At 50.4% G+C, this 14,727-nt stretch carries 18 protein-coding genes and 2 tRNA genes; 11 read left to right on the top strand and 9 right to left on the bottom strand.

Annotated features, from left to right (window positions below):
- Positions 1-143 precede the first annotated feature (143 nt).
- A complete protein-coding gene (locus tag B2952_RS02390) occupies positions 144-806 on the bottom strand; it encodes a DNA alkylation repair protein (protein ID WP_173365672.1) in 663 nt (220 codons plus the stop codon).
- 147 nt (positions 807-953) lie between these two features.
- Between B2952_RS02390 and B2952_RS02385 the strand changes: the two genes are divergently transcribed.
- Entirely contained in the window at positions 954-1,592 is a 639-nt protein-coding gene (locus B2952_RS02385; RefSeq protein ID WP_290735132.1) for a hypothetical protein, read from the top strand.
- A gap of 47 nt (positions 1,593-1,639) precedes the next feature.
- Here B2952_RS02385 and B2952_RS02380 read toward each other — a convergent pair.
- Positions 1,640-1,712 (bottom strand) — tRNA-Cys (locus B2952_RS02380).
- Positions 1,713-1,785: 73 nt separating this feature from the next.
- Here B2952_RS02380 and B2952_RS02375 point away from each other — a divergent pair.
- Complete coding sequence (locus B2952_RS02375) at positions 1,786-2,331, top strand: lysophospholipid acyltransferase family protein (protein WP_290735130.1); 546 nt, start codon at positions 1,786-1,788, stop codon at positions 2,329-2,331.
- A 2-nt stretch (positions 2,332-2,333) separates the two neighbouring features.
- Positions 2,334-2,984 carry a 3'-5' exonuclease gene (locus tag B2952_RS02370; protein WP_290735127.1) on the top strand — a complete coding sequence of 217 codons (651 nt, stop codon included), beginning with the start codon at positions 2,334-2,336 and terminating at the stop codon, positions 2,982-2,984.
- 114 nt (positions 2,985-3,098) lie between these two features.
- Here the strand turns inward: B2952_RS02370 and rpmB are convergent, their stop codons facing one another.
- The 5 genes from rpmB to B2952_RS02345 all read right to left on the bottom strand — a co-directional run bounded on the left by rpmB (position 3,099) and on the right by B2952_RS02345 (position 7,845).
- Positions 3,099-3,320 (bottom strand): 50S ribosomal protein L28, encoded by a 222-nt coding sequence (gene rpmB, locus B2952_RS02365; RefSeq protein ID WP_173318737.1) that lies wholly within the window; start codon positions 3,318-3,320, stop codon positions 3,099-3,101.
- Positions 3,321-3,386: 66 nt separating this feature from the next.
- Positions 3,387-4,319, bottom strand: coding sequence for a 4-hydroxy-3-methylbut-2-enyl diphosphate reductase (gene ispH / locus B2952_RS02360; protein WP_173365667.1), 933 nt, complete (start codon positions 4,317-4,319; stop codon positions 3,387-3,389).
- Positions 4,319-5,629, bottom strand: a complete 1,311-nt coding sequence (locus B2952_RS02355; RefSeq protein WP_290735124.1) for a 3-deoxy-D-manno-octulosonic acid transferase — start codon at positions 5,627-5,629, stop codon at positions 4,319-4,321. The genes ispH and B2952_RS02355 overlap by 1 nt, the downstream gene beginning before the upstream one ends.
- Positions 5,630-5,636: 7 nt before the next feature.
- Positions 5,637-6,269 carry a methyltransferase family protein gene (locus B2952_RS02350; RefSeq protein ID WP_290735121.1) on the bottom strand — a complete coding sequence of 211 codons (633 nt, stop codon included), beginning with the start codon at positions 6,267-6,269 and terminating at the stop codon, positions 5,637-5,639.
- Positions 6,256-7,845: an ABC transporter ATP-binding protein gene (locus tag B2952_RS02345; RefSeq protein ID WP_290735118.1), complete on the bottom strand. Its 1,590-nt coding sequence runs from the start codon at positions 7,843-7,845 to the stop codon at positions 6,256-6,258. The genes B2952_RS02350 and B2952_RS02345 overlap by 14 nt, the downstream gene beginning before the upstream one ends.
- A gap of 78 nt (positions 7,846-7,923) precedes the next feature.
- Between B2952_RS02345 and B2952_RS02340 the strand changes: the two genes are divergently transcribed.
- Positions 7,924-7,996, top strand: a tRNA-Glu gene (locus tag B2952_RS02340).
- A 133-nt stretch (positions 7,997-8,129) separates the two neighbouring features.
- Here the strand turns inward: B2952_RS02340 and B2952_RS02335 are convergent.
- Positions 8,130-8,294, bottom strand: a complete 165-nt coding sequence (locus B2952_RS02335) for a hypothetical protein (protein WP_290735115.1) — start codon at positions 8,292-8,294, stop codon at positions 8,130-8,132.
- Between the two features lie 138 nt (positions 8,295-8,432).
- On the opposite strand from B2952_RS02335, the gene B2952_RS02330 reads away from it, so the two are divergent.
- The 7 genes from B2952_RS02330 to B2952_RS02300 all read left to right on the top strand — a co-directional run bounded on the left by B2952_RS02330 (position 8,433) and on the right by B2952_RS02300 (position 12,659).
- On the top strand, positions 8,433-8,735 hold the full coding sequence (locus B2952_RS02330; protein WP_173474096.1) for a type II toxin-antitoxin system RelB/DinJ family antitoxin: 303 nt from the start codon (positions 8,433-8,435) through the stop codon (positions 8,733-8,735).
- Positions 8,732-9,034 carry a type II toxin-antitoxin system RelE/ParE family toxin gene (locus B2952_RS02325; protein WP_290735108.1) on the top strand — a complete coding sequence of 101 codons (303 nt, stop codon included), beginning with the start codon at positions 8,732-8,734 and terminating at the stop codon, positions 9,032-9,034. The genes B2952_RS02330 and B2952_RS02325 overlap by 4 nt, the downstream gene beginning before the upstream one ends.
- Positions 9,035-9,324: 290 nt before the next feature.
- On the top strand, positions 9,325-10,224 hold the full coding sequence (locus B2952_RS02320) for an enterotoxin domain protein (RefSeq protein ID WP_290735106.1): 900 nt from the start codon (positions 9,325-9,327) through the stop codon (positions 10,222-10,224).
- Positions 10,225-10,239: 15 nt separating this feature from the next.
- Positions 10,240-10,491, top strand: coding sequence for a hypothetical protein (locus B2952_RS02315; protein ID WP_290735104.1), 252 nt, complete (start codon positions 10,240-10,242; stop codon positions 10,489-10,491).
- Complete coding sequence (locus B2952_RS02310; protein ID WP_290735101.1) at positions 10,472-11,110, top strand: hypothetical protein; 639 nt, start codon at positions 10,472-10,474, stop codon at positions 11,108-11,110. The genes B2952_RS02315 and B2952_RS02310 overlap by 20 nt, the downstream gene beginning before the upstream one ends.
- A gap of 152 nt (positions 11,111-11,262) precedes the next feature.
- Positions 11,263-11,649 (top strand): hypothetical protein, encoded by a 387-nt coding sequence (locus tag B2952_RS02305; RefSeq protein ID WP_290781486.1) that lies wholly within the window; start codon positions 11,263-11,265, stop codon positions 11,647-11,649.
- A gap of 29 nt (positions 11,650-11,678) precedes the next feature.
- Positions 11,679-12,659, top strand: coding sequence for a hypothetical protein (locus B2952_RS02300; protein ID WP_290735097.1), 981 nt, complete (start codon positions 11,679-11,681; stop codon positions 12,657-12,659).
- Between the two features lie 78 nt (positions 12,660-12,737).
- Here the strand turns inward: B2952_RS02300 and B2952_RS02295 are convergent, their stop codons facing one another.
- Positions 12,738-14,312: a biotin attachment protein gene (locus B2952_RS02295; RefSeq protein WP_097034922.1), complete on the bottom strand. Its 1,575-nt coding sequence runs from the start codon at positions 14,310-14,312 to the stop codon at positions 12,738-12,740.
- Positions 14,313-14,727: the final 415 nt, after the last annotated feature.

Here is a 14,727-nt window from a genome sequence, read left to right as displayed (position 1 = left end):
AAGCAGGAATGCTGCCCGGGTGCAAAGGGGTGCGTGCTGGAAGGCCGGTTCGCGTTCCCCCTTCGAGAAAACAAGGAAAAAGTGAAAAAAACCTCGTCCAAATGAAATCTGGACGAGGTTCGCAAACTTGTTTTGCCCGAACTTTATATTAAACGCAGAATCTCTTGCGTGGTCTGCTCGGCGAAGACGTTATCTTGTACTAGACGGCGGACCTCGGTCGGGTTGATGCGCGCGTACTCGGACAGTGCGCGGCCGATGCCGTTACGTATATAATAGTCGTCTTCCTTGGCGCAGGTGAGGCAGAACTGGCGCAGCAGCGGCCAGTCGGTACGGTCCTTGTACTGGATCTGGAAGATGATGGCGCTGCGGCGGACCCAGATGTTCGGATCGCGGATCCAGGAGGCAATCTTGCTGCGGAGCGCGGGGAGGCGGAGCGCGAGGTCTCCTAAAATGCAGGCGGCGAGCGTGTCGACCGTATCGCGCCAGGCACGGGTCTTGATAAGTTTCTTCAAGAAATTGAGATGCTGCCCCCCGAGCATTTCCTTGTGGCGGAAAAGGTAGTCGCATGCGGCGTACTGGATTTCGCGGTAGGGCTGCGACCACATGTCCTCGACCCGGGCTACCAACTCGGCGTCGTCTTTCGGCGGGTTCTTGTCGAATATGGGGTAGGTAACTTCGCGCCTTGGGACAAGACGGATTCCCAGGAAGTCAAACTGTTCGCGTGCCTTCTTGGACATCTCGTGGGATTCTTCTTCGTTAGCGATAGCGCGGAGCGCAAGTAGGATATCTTGAGTGAACCTTAACATGACGACACAAAAATAGTCCAGAAAGAATTTATTTTCTAGACCTTGACAAGCATTTTTTTTAAATTTTTTTCAGTTTTTTGAAATTTTTTGCAAAAAAAAGACAAAAAATACTCTTGACAAATCGTTTTTTTTAAGTTTTTTGGGATTATGAGCGTGAATGAAGCCGTTTATGAGCGTGCGGTAATCGAGGTTCCCCCGGAACTCCGAGGCCCGTCCAATGAGGAAATATTGCAGAGGGAGGCTAGGGAGGACACGGCCAAGCGTCGCCGTTCGGCTACTAGGCCATCCAAGCGCGAACGCCTGAGGATGAAACAGGAAAAGGGGAGGGCGGACATGCTCAGGGTGGCGCGCTCGGTTTCGGAATCTTTCGCGCGTGCCCCCGTTGCAAGGCCCGGCTTTTCGGCAAAGGTCGAACCGGCCCCGGTTCTGGATGCGGAAAGGCCGATGTCGGGTGCCCGCCGGAAGTTGGACTCGCTGTTTTCCGCGCCGCGTCCGGCAGTGGAGAAACCCGTTGTTCCGGAAACGGCTAAGGTTGTGACGGCTCCTCCGCCGGTACCCTCTTCGGGGCGTGTGCTCAAGGGCTCTTTCGGAGCAAAGCCGAGCGACGCGGCCAAGGCCAAGGTCTATTCGGCGGCAGAACTCGAACGCCAGCGCATGGAAGAGCGTGCGAAGAAGATTCGTGCGGCGCTGGCTGCGAAAAACAAGGCCGCGGCCCCGGCTGTCGGTCCCGACGGACTGCCCGTGAAGCGTCCGCGTGGCCGCCCGCGCAAGAACCCGCTACTGTAGAAAACCGTATAAAAAAACCGCCTTCTTTCGAAAGCGGTTTTTTTGAGAGGCAACGATCAGACTCGAACTGATGAATAAGGCTTTTGCAGAGCCGCCCCTTACCAACTTGGGTACGTCGCCAATGTGAGCGGCAATATAGGTAAATAAACTGCTTTTGCCAAGGGGGAATGGCTAAAAAAACTAATTTTTGCCCATGTTCGGTCGATTCAAGGGCTGGCTCCTAGCTTTCGCTTGCATGTTGTGGGTCAAAAGCCTGAGGGTAAAACTCAGGTTGCCCGAGGGGTATGCCCCCGGCGTGGTCGGAAGCTGGCATCAGGACCTGCTTGCCAGTTGTGCCGCTTTCCGCGGGTCGGGAATGCATATCCTTGTCTCGGAATCTTCGGACGGGGACCTTTTTGCCCGCGTGGCGCGGCGCCTGGGATACGTGGTGACTCGCGGTTCCGATAGCCACGGCGCATTGAACGTGCGTCACCTGGTGCGGACTTTGCGGGAAGGAGGATTCGTGGGAATGGCGCTGGACGGGCCTCGCGGTCCGGCACTGCAGGTCAAGCCTGGTTCCCTGTGGCTTGCCGAAAAGGCCGAAAGGCCGTTGTGGCTTGTCGAAGCCCGCTATGGCCGCCACGTGCGCCTCAAAAGCTGGGATAACTTTGTTGTTCCGTTCCCGATGACATCTATTGACATCGAAATTAAGTATTTTTGCAAAGAAAAAAGGTCCGACACCAGTCGGGAAAAGGAGTAGACATGATCGCATTGCCGCCGAAATTTGTTGCGTTTGACCTCGAAACGACAGGCCTTGTCAATACGAAGGATGAAATTGTCGAAATAGGAGCCGTGAAGTTCACCGTCGAGACGGACCCGAAAGGCAGGGTCGTCCCCAAGCTTATTTCGGAGTTCAACACGCTGGTGAACCCAAACATGATGATTCCCGAGGAGGCATCGCGCGTGAACCATATTACCGACGCCATGGTAAAGGACGCCCCGCCGGTAGGTGAATGCCTCAAGAAGTTTACGGCCTTCTGCGGACAGGGATCCATCTTGCTTGCGCATAACGCGAACTTTGACGCGAGCTTCTTGCGCGTGGCCTACTCCAAGAACCCGCAGTTTATCCCGGGAAATCCCGTCATCGACAGCCTGGTCGTCGCCCGTACGATTTTGCCGGAACTCGAGAACCACAAGCTGGGCTACATGGCGGGCCTCTTCATGAAGCGCGGGGAATTCACGATGAAGATCGACCCCGCGAAGATGCACCGCGCCGTCTACGACTGCGAGATGCTCATGGAAGTGTTTGTCGCGCTCCTCCGCCGCCGGTTAAAGGAGAAGGACTGGGAAATGGGCAACATCATGGCGAGCATGGCCAAGTACAAGGGCGTGCCGCAGTTCATCAACAAGTAGGCGCCCGCCTTTCCCGTTTCCGGGTAAAAAGAAGGGGCCGCCAAGTGCGGCCCGGAAACACAAAATACCGCCAAAGTGTCCTTTGACGGTTTTTTTAGTCTCTTTATTCGAGAATTAGATGCCGAGTTCGCGGGCGACAGCCTGGATACCGCACTTGTTGATCGTGCGGAGGCCGGCGGCGCTCACGCGGAGCGTGACCCAGCGGTCTTCTTCGGGAATGTAGAAGCGCTTCTTCTGGAGGTTGGGAAGCTGCTTCATCAACTTCTTGCGGTTGGAGTGGGAAACCATGTTGCCCACGAGGCCGGCCTTGCCGGTAACTTCACAAATGCGGCTCATAATGAAACTCCGTTGTTTTTCGGACACCAATTTTAGATAAAAATGGTCGAACTGTCAAGGCTAAAGTTAGTCTTGGAGCTCTTTGGGGAGGTTAAATTTGGTCGATTCCACCAATTTTATGAAATTTTCGATGGAAATCGGCTCAAAATGGGACTTTAGCCATTCCACGACCTCCTGGACCAGCACTTCGGGTGCGGATGCCCCGCTGGATACCCCGACGGATTCGATCCCCTCGAACCACGAGAGGTCGAGGTCGTTCACGTCGGCGATGAGATGGCTCTTGATTCCCTGTTCGAGGCCGAGTTCCATGAGTCGGCTCGAATTCGAGGAATTCTTGGCGCCGACCACGAGGAGCATGTCGACCTGCTTGCAGAGGTCGAGGACGGCCGCCTGGCGGTTGCCGGTCGCGTAGCAGAGGTCGCCCGCGTTCGGGCCGATGATGTTCGGGAAACGCTTCTTCAGGGCCTCGATAATCTTGTGGGTCTCGGCAACGGAGAGCGTCGTCTGGGTGATGTAGGCGAGTTCCTTGCCTTCGGGAACGTTGACTGTGGAGACGTCCTCTTCGTTCCGGATGAGGGTGATGGCGCCTTCGGGGAGCTGCCCGAGCGTGCCTTCGACTTCGGCGTGCCCCGCATGCCCGATGAGGATGATGTGGCGCCCCGCATTGAAGTGGCGCTTCGCACTGTAGTGGACCTTGAGCACCAGCGGGCAACTTGCATCGAGCACCTTGAGGTGGCGCGCCTCGGCATCGGCGTAGATGTGTTCCGCGACCCCGTGCGCGGAGAAGATGACAACCGAGCCTTCTGGGACCTCGCTCACCTCGTCGACGAAGATGACGCCCTTTTCCCTGAGGGTGTCGACTACGAATTTGTTATGAACGATCTCGTGACGAACGTAGATGGGGGTGCCGAATTTTTCGAGGGCCTTCTCGACGATATGGATGGCGCGGTCGACTCCGGCGCAGAATCCGCGCGGTGTGGCAAGGACAATCTTTTTCATTACGTGTTTCCGTCTTGGAATTCCGGCAGGCCCCGCAGGAATTCGAGGAGCTGCCGGTAGGAATCTTGAATCTTGTTGCGTTCGTGGGCGAGGAAGGTTCCGACGAGTTTTGAATCGGGGAGCATGCGTCTCGGGTAGTCGGCGGTGGTGTGCAACTGTGCGATGACACCTTCGCGGACGAGTGCCGCCGCATTTTCCTTTTGCCCTGCGGTGAAAGGCCCGATGCTGGTGGCTACACCTGCTTGTAGCGGTTCCCAGAAGTTATGGACTCCGAGTCCCCGTGCGAACGAACCTCCGACGACTGCCGTTTTCGAGATGGAAAGGACGTCGCTCGTGATGCCGAACTGGCTTACGATGGAGATGGCTCCCTTCTGCACGAGTGGCCAGTCGACAACTGTGTATTCTTCCTCGATGAGCGCCTTGCGGAATGTTTCGGCTTCTTCGGGACGCCTCGGAACCAGGACGACAGATTCCTGACGTTTGATGGAGGATTCCACCATGCGTTCGAGGCTGGTCCATTCGGAAAAGTGCATGGAGAGGAACGCAACGTCGACAGTCGGGTTTTCGACTGGCTTGAGCGGCTCGTTCTTGCGGACCCAGGGGAGGAGTTTCCAGTCGCCGCCGATGGCCGTTTTCGGGATGCGGAATTTCGAGGCCGCGTTCAGGAATCGCGAGAGGTCGTCGCCGGTCTGCATGCTTGCAAATGCAACGGGAGAAAAGTCGATCCCCGGCACGGACGCCCGGTAGCGGCCCGAGACGATGGCAACGGATGGCTTGATGTTCAGACGTCGCATGGTAGAAAGGTAGCCCGGCCAGAGCTCGTTCTCGCCGAGGATAAGCGCGATAGGCTTTACCTTCTTGGCAAAAAGACTCATGGTCGTCTGCGTGTCGGCGGGGGCGATGGCCGCCTCGATTGTACTTTCGTTACACCCTGCTGCAGATCCATCTTCGTCACATCGTGTTGCGGACCCTTCATCGTCACACCGCAGTCGCGAAGCGACAAGTGTGTCTACGGACTTGGCACTAGGAGTCTTGCATGCGTCGCGGAGGAACTCGACCACCTCCACCTTCTGCGTGGTGATGAGAATCCTGGGCAGGTTCGCAATGTCCTCTTGCAGGAACTTCGCAAGATTCAGGAGCATCTTGCATTCCCCGAGGCTTGCCCCGTGCATCCACAGGAATGGGCCTTCGGGCCAGGGTCCGTTCAGGCGGTCGCCGATATGGAACCGTGTATTTACGGCAGGGACCTTAGCGACTGCCTTGGCGGCAGTGCCAATGGCGAATCGTGCAAAATCAATCGCGTTAAACATGTTTATCTCAGGCCGTGTAGATTTTGAGTAGAACCATTATCAAATTAAAAAATACGAACCAGAACCATGTGGAGGTATCGGCGCGGAATGCCTGTAAAACGGTGCGCGCGGGGCTGTCGCCGGAGTTGCGGCAGAAAAGCGCCTCGATATTCGCGGTGGTCATCGGTGTTCTTTGGGCCCAGGCGCGCCAGGTGTCGCCGAACTTTTCTTCGAGGAAGCGGTCTTCGGCGCGGGCGAGCGCGTATTCGAAGAGGGCTATCGCTATAATGAAAACGTAGAAGAATCCGCTCACGCCAAGTTGGAAAAAGATTGCACCCAGCGCGATGTAGGTGTTCGACGTGTACAGCGGGTGGCGCATGTGGGCGTAGGGCCCTGTGGTAACTAGAGTGGTGGCCTCGTGCGTGGAGCCGCGCGTGTGCTGGCCTATAAACTGGCGGGCCCTGATGCGGAGCGCGATGCCCAGGACGTAAAAGATAAGCGCGCCGATGTAGGGTATGCATGTCGTGCCGCCGCCATTTAGGGCAAGGGCATCCAAAGATACTTGCGGGAAGGACGCTGCGGGGCAGGCGAGGAGCGCCACGGCGCCCAGCGCGAGGATATAGCCGCGGAAGCGGTAGAGAATTTCGCTAGCCTTTCGCACGTTCCATCTCCACTACGTTGAAGCGGGACTGCGCCGTAGCGCTGAACGGGTCGTGGCTCGCCATGATGACCCACTTGCCGAGGGCGGCTGCGGTATCGAGGAATGCGAGGAGAATGCGTTCGCGGTCGTCGAGCGCGATGGCGGCCATCGGTTCGTCGAGGAGGACGGTGGGCGAGTCGCTTGCGAGTGCCCACAGGAGGGCGATGCGGGAACGTTCCCCGCCTGAAAGGCCCTGCTTTTCGAGCAGGCGGTCGGTACCTGCCACTTTGGCAAATTCCCCGATAAGGCGTGCGGGTTCGCCCTCGCGGCTGGCGAGCAGGTCAACAAGCAGGCGGCGGGGCGGGAGTTCCAGGTCCTGCGGGATAAAGAATACGTTTTCGGGTGCCGCGGCGTCCCACTCCTCGAGGCCTGCGAGCAGGCGCAATAGGGTCGATTTCCCGATGCCGTTCTGCCCGCGCAAGAGTACGGGCTTCTCTCTGGACAAAGTAATCCCGAAGTCGCGATAGACCGGCGTGTCGCACCCCTCGTAAGTGAAGTTCCCGTGCGCGATTACAATGCTGTCGTCATTGCGAGCCTCGGAGAGGCGTGGCAATCTCGAACCCGTCTCCAGACCGCGCGCATCCTGTTCACACGCCGTCCGCATCGGCAACCCCTCGAATTCCTCCAGCACGTCGCAGGCGCTCGCCGCGGCCCGGAACTGCGGCACGGCGCGGGCGCATTCCTTCACCGGCTTGTAGCAGAGCAACAGCGCCGAGCAGAACAGCACGAGCCCCGTGCCGTCCATCCACCCGCGGGCGATAAGCATCGCACAGAATGCGAGAACCGCGACCATCGCCACCACCGAGAGCGTCTCCATCGCGATTGAAAGCGCGTTCTTGCGGATGCTCGCGTCGAGCCCCTTGCGGTTGAGCGACCCTGCCTCTTCCGAAACCTCGCGGGCGAGGTGCTCGATTTCGGCATTGCCGCTCCAGTTGCGGTATAGCCTGCGGGCGGTATTCAGCGAAAGCCTAAAGTTCGACCGCGCGTACAGGAGCGATTCTTCTTGCGGGCCGAGCGCGTGGAGCCTGCGCTGCATCCAGGCGACAAACGGCACCACCGCCGCAAACAGGAATAGCGTGAGCGGCCACGAGATGTACAGGAGCACCGGCAAGAAGATGGCAAGCTGCAAAAGCGCTTGCACCAGCTGGAAATACGCCCCGGCGTTGCTCTGGAGCGAGAGCGTCGCCTCGTAGGCGGCCTCTACCTTCGCGTCGCCCGAACCGTCGTGGAAAAGCCGGGGCGAAAGCATGCGGATGCGCCCGAGGAACCACTCGGTGACGTTTTTCCCGGTATTGAACAGGAATGTCTCGGAATTGCGGGCCTTCGCGAACATGAACACCAGGCGGAGTGCGGCGAGAAGGGCCATCAGGCCTGCCCATTCCCAGAGGGTAAACGGCGAACTGCCCTCGAGCAGCCCCATGAACGAGCGGATGCCCCACAGGAGCCCCGCGTCGGCGAGGCTTGCCATGAAAGCGAGCGGCAAATACTGCAAAATCCCGCGCAAAAGGGACTTTTTTAGCCTTTTTTTGATGTTCACCGAAAAAAAATACAAAAAATGTCGTTCGGCCCCCTTTACAAAATCGCCCGATTAACTATATTTGGCCCTACATAAGACGCCCCTATCGTCTAGTGGCCCAGGACTCGGGATTTTCATTCCCGCAACAGCGGTTCGAAACCGCTTGGGGGTACGAAAGAAACCAATCGAAAGATTGGTTTCTTTCTTTTTTGGTTGCGCTTAGTTAAAGAAGTTCAACAAAGTTCTCGCTGAAAGACGAAACCTTGTCTACAATTCCAGAGCTTTCAAGTAGTCCTTTCAACGGTTCAAAATGCGGAGTGTATTTTCTTCCGCACATTGGCTGCAGAAAGCCAACCGCCCTGTTCGGCGGAACGTTCTCCATCGGCGAGAGCCTCCTGGAGTTTCAAGACGGCTCTTTTCTGCTTCGAGTCTGCCGTAATCCTATCAATGGTCGATGTTGGTTTTATCATCACGCTTCAAATCTATTTTCATGTTGTTTCATAGTCAAGAGATGGGTTATGTCGTGAATAATCTTGCGCTTTTGGCTCGATTTATGGGAAGTTTAAAAATGTATTGCATTTGTGCGGACAAATATGTATATTAAAAATATGAACAAGACTGCAAATTTATATGCTCGCATTGAGCCTGATGTCAAGGAACAGGCTGAAAGTGTTCTGGAAACCCTCGGCATATCCGTTTCCAGTGCCATCAACATGTTCTATAAGCAGATTATTCTGCAACAGGGGATTCCCTTCGACGTAAAACTGCCCAAGGCTCCCGAAAACTCCGCCAAATGGTCAAAGGAACGTTTCGATGCGGAACTCGAGAAGGGTTACAACGATATGCTGAAAGGCCGCACCCGCCCTGCCGCGATGGTTCTTTCCGACGTCAAGAAGAAATATAAGGTATGAATTTTGAAGTCCATTTTTCTTCCGCTGCGCAGGCAGACATCGATCAAATCTTTGACTATATCAGCATAGCGCTTTGTTCGCCTGTCGCTGCCAAGAATCTAATGGCAAAATTTCAGGAATCGGTAAACACGTTATCCGATTTTCCCGACGCCTTTGCCTTATGCCAAGATGAACCTTGGATTTTGCGTGAAGTGCGCGCAATGCCCGTCGGGAATTATCGTCTGCTTTATCATGTCAATCATGACATGCAGAAAGTCGTTATATTGCGTGTCTTTTATTGCAGACAAGAAGCGAAGTAGTCATAATGCGTACTTGAAAAAATTTTCCGGGCAGAATAGGTTATATTTATAAGTGGCGGCTGTTTAGGCCAAGGTGTAGATGATATGATGGAATTCTTTGAAATTAGACGGAACATGTTTTCGAGAATGATGTTTTTCTGCAAAACTCTATTTTACAACAACTAAAACGTTAAAACTTTTTATTGCTATTTTGAAATGGAGAATAATTGTGTTTTTTTATAATAAATTTACAACATTTGGGAAGTGAATAATTTATACAATGGATAATCTAGAAATTTAAAGTAGTCTACATGAATAAATTAAGAAAAAAAATACTTGTGATAGCCACAATTCCTATAGGAGTAGTTCTTCTTTGTCCTTTATTTCTTTTGGGTTTAACAAAGTTGTTTGAATTAGACGATAGATGGCGAAAGGAAGAATTTTCAAGCCTTTTTCAAAAAGAAACTCGTACATTTGACGAATTACAGGAGTTTATTCAAGATACAATAAGATACAATGAAAAAACAATTACAATATATGGGTTTAAAGAAAAAAAGCCAATCTTGTTGCTGTCTTTAGATGACGGTAAAACTTGGAAAATGACAAATACAAGTTTGAATGAAAATATTCTCTTCAGCGATGATTCTGATAAATGGAACTATTGGGGAATGGGAATGATAGAAGGAAAAATTGGAGAAATTTATGTAAACAAACTTGATTCTTTTTTGAAGAGTCCGAATTTTTTGCTGGAAAAGAGAAAAAAATACTATCTGAACAACCTTTGCAGTACCGACGCGGTATATGCGCAAAAAGAAAAAAATTGGATTGTTTGTGGATATGACGAATACGCCTCATCTACATATGAAGTTCGTATTTTGCATAGAAACAGAGACGGATTTCATATTTTTAGTACTATTCCTTACAAGAGACATATATGGCTTTCTGATGCTTTAAATCCATCTGATTTTTATGTTAAAGATTCTCTAATGGCCGGAATATTTAAATTTAGGGTGGGAGCCGGTCGTTGGTTTCATTATTTGTACTATAGTGTTGATGGCGGAAAAAATTGGCAAAATGAAAAAATTCCATCTTTTGATAAAGAACGTTTGGCCGTTATAAAAAATAATATTATTGTTCTTGGGGTAAACTATTCTTATAATGAAAAAAAAGGAAAGGTCACCATTCTCACGATGCCGATACCGAAAAAATAATCTTATATTAACTTTATGTCCAACGTTTCTTTACAGAGAAAACAAGCCATTCCCATTACATCGGCTGCAATAGAACTGACGGTCAACAGGGTAACTCAAAATAATCCATGGGGTAGAGACCTCTTAACCGTCGGGGTTGGAACTGCAGTAGGTTTGATTATTGGGGCCTTTGCATTACCCTGGTTTATATCTATTCCGTTGTTTGTACTCTTTGGTTGTGCAGCATCTAGTATGGCAGGTTCTAAATATGATGAATACTTTAGGTGAAGTAAGGGATTTTATGAATAATAGTATTGCAATAAAACTGCGCATTATATGGAAAATTTTTTTTGGTTGCCTCGGCATATTGTGTATACATGAAATTTTTTCTAACGGCGGTTTGGGGGAAGAAGTGCAAACAGAATTTATTGTATCGCTGATTCATAAATTGGGATATAAGGGTGATTTTGAACAAATGCAAACCGAATTTTGGTTTCCCTATATTAACTGGTTGCCCAATTTTGCTTTTTACTTACTAACATTTTTTTCTCTTTTTTCCCAATTTATTTGTTTTTCTTTTACGAAAGAGGGCGTTCACAGAGGTTTAAAGTTTGGACATCGAATAGTCTGTTCTCAAAAGCATTTTTTTGAGCCTTGGCGCTATGAAGGAATTCAAGTTGATGGTATACTTCCTTTTTATCGAATATATGTTTATCCAAAAAATCCTTCGGGAATACCATTTTTTGCGTATGCAAACTTTTTGAATCTTATAATATTCATAGACGAAAATGTTTCGTGTGAAAAAATGGATCCTGACGCTAGAGAAAGTTTTAGACGACTTGCAGACAAATACCGCAAGTTAAAAAAGAATCATAAAATATTATATTGGATATTAAATAACGTTTGATTATGGCTTTCTTTAATATAAATGGGATAGAATAAATGCAGGTTGTGTGTAAGTCAAGTGTGGTAATATATATAACAATAGGAACTTTATTAGGTTTAGTTCTCTTTCCATTCCTTTATTTAATGATTGTTCCTCCGTTACCTATTTTTTCAATGCAACAGATAGGAATGGTTATTTTATGTATTCTTATATTTTGTGTGTTTCTTTTTGGTTATTATCCGAATTATCGTCTAATTTTTGATGGTTCAGGAATAACGGTTTTAAGAAAGATTTGTTTTTTTTCTTTTGCTTTATATGAAAATAAAATTCATATATCTTGGAATGATGTAATGGATGTAGATTTGCCTTTTACTGTAGTAAAATTCGGACTTACATTTTATACTATCGTAAATTCAAAACCCTTTTTCGTTCCATTATCTTGCGCGGTGACAAATGCAAAACAGGCTTTTGAATTTGCTGTTACAAAGTTGCCATCCTATAAGATTTCAAAAGAAGCACGTTTAAAATTGAAAAAGAAATATGGAATTATAGTAGAGTAGATTGAATCACGCATAGGACCAGATTCCAAATGACTAAATTCCCCAAAATCCTTCTTCTGCTTGTGCCGTTGTGTCTTGTCGTGTTGTTGATGGCCTTCTCGAATGCTCTTTTAAACTGTTGGATGCTCTTGATTGAGCCTAATTACATCATTCCAAAAGAATCGAATATCTTCCAATTTGATGTGAACCAGATGAACGAGGGCTCCGGTGACTGGTGGATATATGGTCAAGACAATAAAAACTACTATTACTATATCGGCCACGACTCATTGCCGTATATTACTTTTTCGAATGGTGCCGCTCAAATATGTAGGGGCTTCGATAAATTGAACGTTAATACATGGTGTGGTAAAATTACCGAAGCATTCAAAAGCAGGGACACGACCGTCACCTACGCAGAACTTTTCGACGATGGGTATCACGCTCTCCTGTATCGTTCCAACTATCCTGATGTGCTTTTTTTTATCAAATTACCAGATTCATCTTTATATGAAGTGGATAGCATTGTAGATTTCTATTATGACTTTACTGTATATCAATCAGAAGCGGATTTGATAAAAAACAGACGTGATGTATTGAAAAAAATGGACGGCGGAGACCGGCTTAGAAAAATGATTGATTATGGAATGATTTTACATCCTATAATGAATCGCTTTGCAGGGGAATTATTTATTGTTGATGATGATGGTATTTATGAATTATCGTTATCTAGACGAACATTCAAAAGAGTAATTCACTATCACATGGCTTTAGATATATTCGAAGACTGTAACGACGATAATATCATCGGGAGGCTTCCAAATCCACAAAAAAGTATTTCCTCATCAGCTATTAGAGTATCTTTCCAAGATAGTAGCTTTTTTGAACTTACACCCAATGGAACTTTAAATATACAGGTTGTTGACAGCAATAGTTGCCTGAAAGTGAAAGGTGAATACAATCAAGTTCACTATGATTATGCGGAGGGCAAAAAATGCAATGCAAGGATTCCTTTGTGCGAGCCTTTCTAATAGGGCGTAACCATAATTCTTCGCTATAACAAAAAGAAGCCCCGCGCAACGGAGCTTCCTTTAATTTGTCTATAAGACTTACTTGAGCGTGCTGACCTGCACGTCCCAGCTCTGGTTGCCAAGGGCAATGCGGTAGGTGCTTGCGGCACCGGCCTTCATGTTCTTGGTGTCCACTGCCGGAGCGGCGTTCGGGTCCTTCTTCGGCACGCCAATGTGGCGGTTGCCCTTGAGGAACTCGATACCCTTGTTGCCGGCCTTCGTCTGGAGGCAGCCCGTGATGAAGATGGTCTCGTCGGTAACCGGCAGGCCATTTTCTTCGAGGAGTTTCTTCGCAGCCGGGATGCCCGGTTCGAGGATTTCTTCGGCGCACTGGATGCCCGGATAGGCTTCCTTGAACGGCTTCATGTTGAACTGGTCGGCGGCAATCTTCACGAGCTCCGGATCCGGTTCGCACGGGGTCTTGCCCTGGTAACCGAGGAGCATCTTGCCGTAGCCTTCCGTCATCTTGAACCACGTACCGCGGCCTGCGGCCTGGTTCAGGGTGTTCATGTAGGCCTGCTGGAAGTAGAACTGGGAAACAGGCGTCACAGAAGAGGCAAAGCCACCGCGGCGGACGCATTCACTCATGTTCTCGATAACCTTCGGGAACAGGTGGAAGGTCTTGGTTTCGCGCATCATGAGGGTGTTGGCGGTAAGAGCGCCACCCGGCATGGGGCTGAAGATCACGTCGGTCGTAATCTGGCGTGCTTCGGGCGGGAAGTTGTAGTCCTTGAGGCATTCAACGGCGACGTTGTTTGCTTCCATGAGTTCCGGAATGTGGTCGTCGACGATGCTGTCTTCACCGAGGGCGAGCTTGTATTCCGTGCCCTTGAGGGCGTGGAACATGGAGAACAGGTCGGGCTGAGCCGTACCGCCGGAGAGCGGCTTGCGGCCGAGGTCGACGCCATCGGCGCCACCTTCGATAGCGGCCTTGTACTGGGCCACACCGGTACCGCAGGTGTCATGGCTGTGGATGCGGAGTTCGACCTTGTCGCCGAGGAGCTTACGGGCGCGCTTGAAGGTCTCGTAAACCTTGGTCGGGTTCGTGGTACCGGAAGCGTCCTTGAAGCACACAGATGCGAACGGAACGCCCGCGTCCAGGATGTTGCGGAGGATGCGTTCGTAGAATTCCGGGTTGTGGGCGGCGTTGAGGTCGCATCCCGGAGGCAGTTCCATCATGGTCACGACGACTTCGTGTTCCAGACCGGCGTCGGTGATGCACTTGCCGGAGTAGATGAGGTTGTTCACGTCGTTGAGGGCGTCAAAGTTACGGATGCGGGTCATGCCGTGCTTCTTGAACATGTCGGCATGGAGCTTGATCATGTCGCGCGGCTGCGGGGCGAGGGCCACCACGTTGATACCGCGGGCGAGGGTCTGCAGGCGGACGTTCGGGCCCACGACGCGACGGAATTCGTCCATCATGTCGAAGGCGTCTTCGCCGCAGTTCTGGTAAAGGGCCTGGAAACGGGCGCCACCACCAGCTTCAAAGTGGGTGATGCCGGCCTTGCAGGCAGCTTCGACGGCGGGCATGAAGTCCTTCGCGAAGACACGGGCACCGAAAATAGACTGGAAACCATCGCGGAACGAGGTATCCTGGAACTTGATCTTTTTCATAGTGTTTCCTTGTGGGATAAATCCCTTGTTTTACTGTACAATAAAATACGGGGCAAAAGATAGTTAATTAGTGGGTGGTGGGGAGTAAGCAATGGGCGGAAAGAATTGGAAAGTTGAGCTTTTTTTTGCTTGTGAAACTGATGATTACGGCGCCTGTAACCGTTATATTTTGATAATCATATTTGTGTTGACGAGTGGCGAATACGATTTATTCTACGCAAAACATGCGTAGAATAAGAAATTGTCGTGTAACTCACTCTTCCTTGCCAATACAAGCAAAAGAGATTCGTTTGTATGAGAGCGCTTTGCGGAATATCTTGTGTAAGAATCTTGTAATAAATTTACGGATTAACTAAATTTTGCACAAATTCTTGAGGACCGTCCAAGGCCCTCGGTTCGTTGTATTGCGAATGTA

Origin of the sequence: Fibrobacter sp. UBA7003 (assembly GCA_002449765.1) — a bacterium.
Taxonomy (GTDB): domain Bacteria; phylum Fibrobacterota; class Fibrobacteria; order Fibrobacterales; family Fibrobacteraceae; genus Fibrobacter.
The sequence above is the reverse complement of the archived record's forward strand: the minus strand, read 5'-3'. Positions and strand labels throughout refer to the sequence as shown.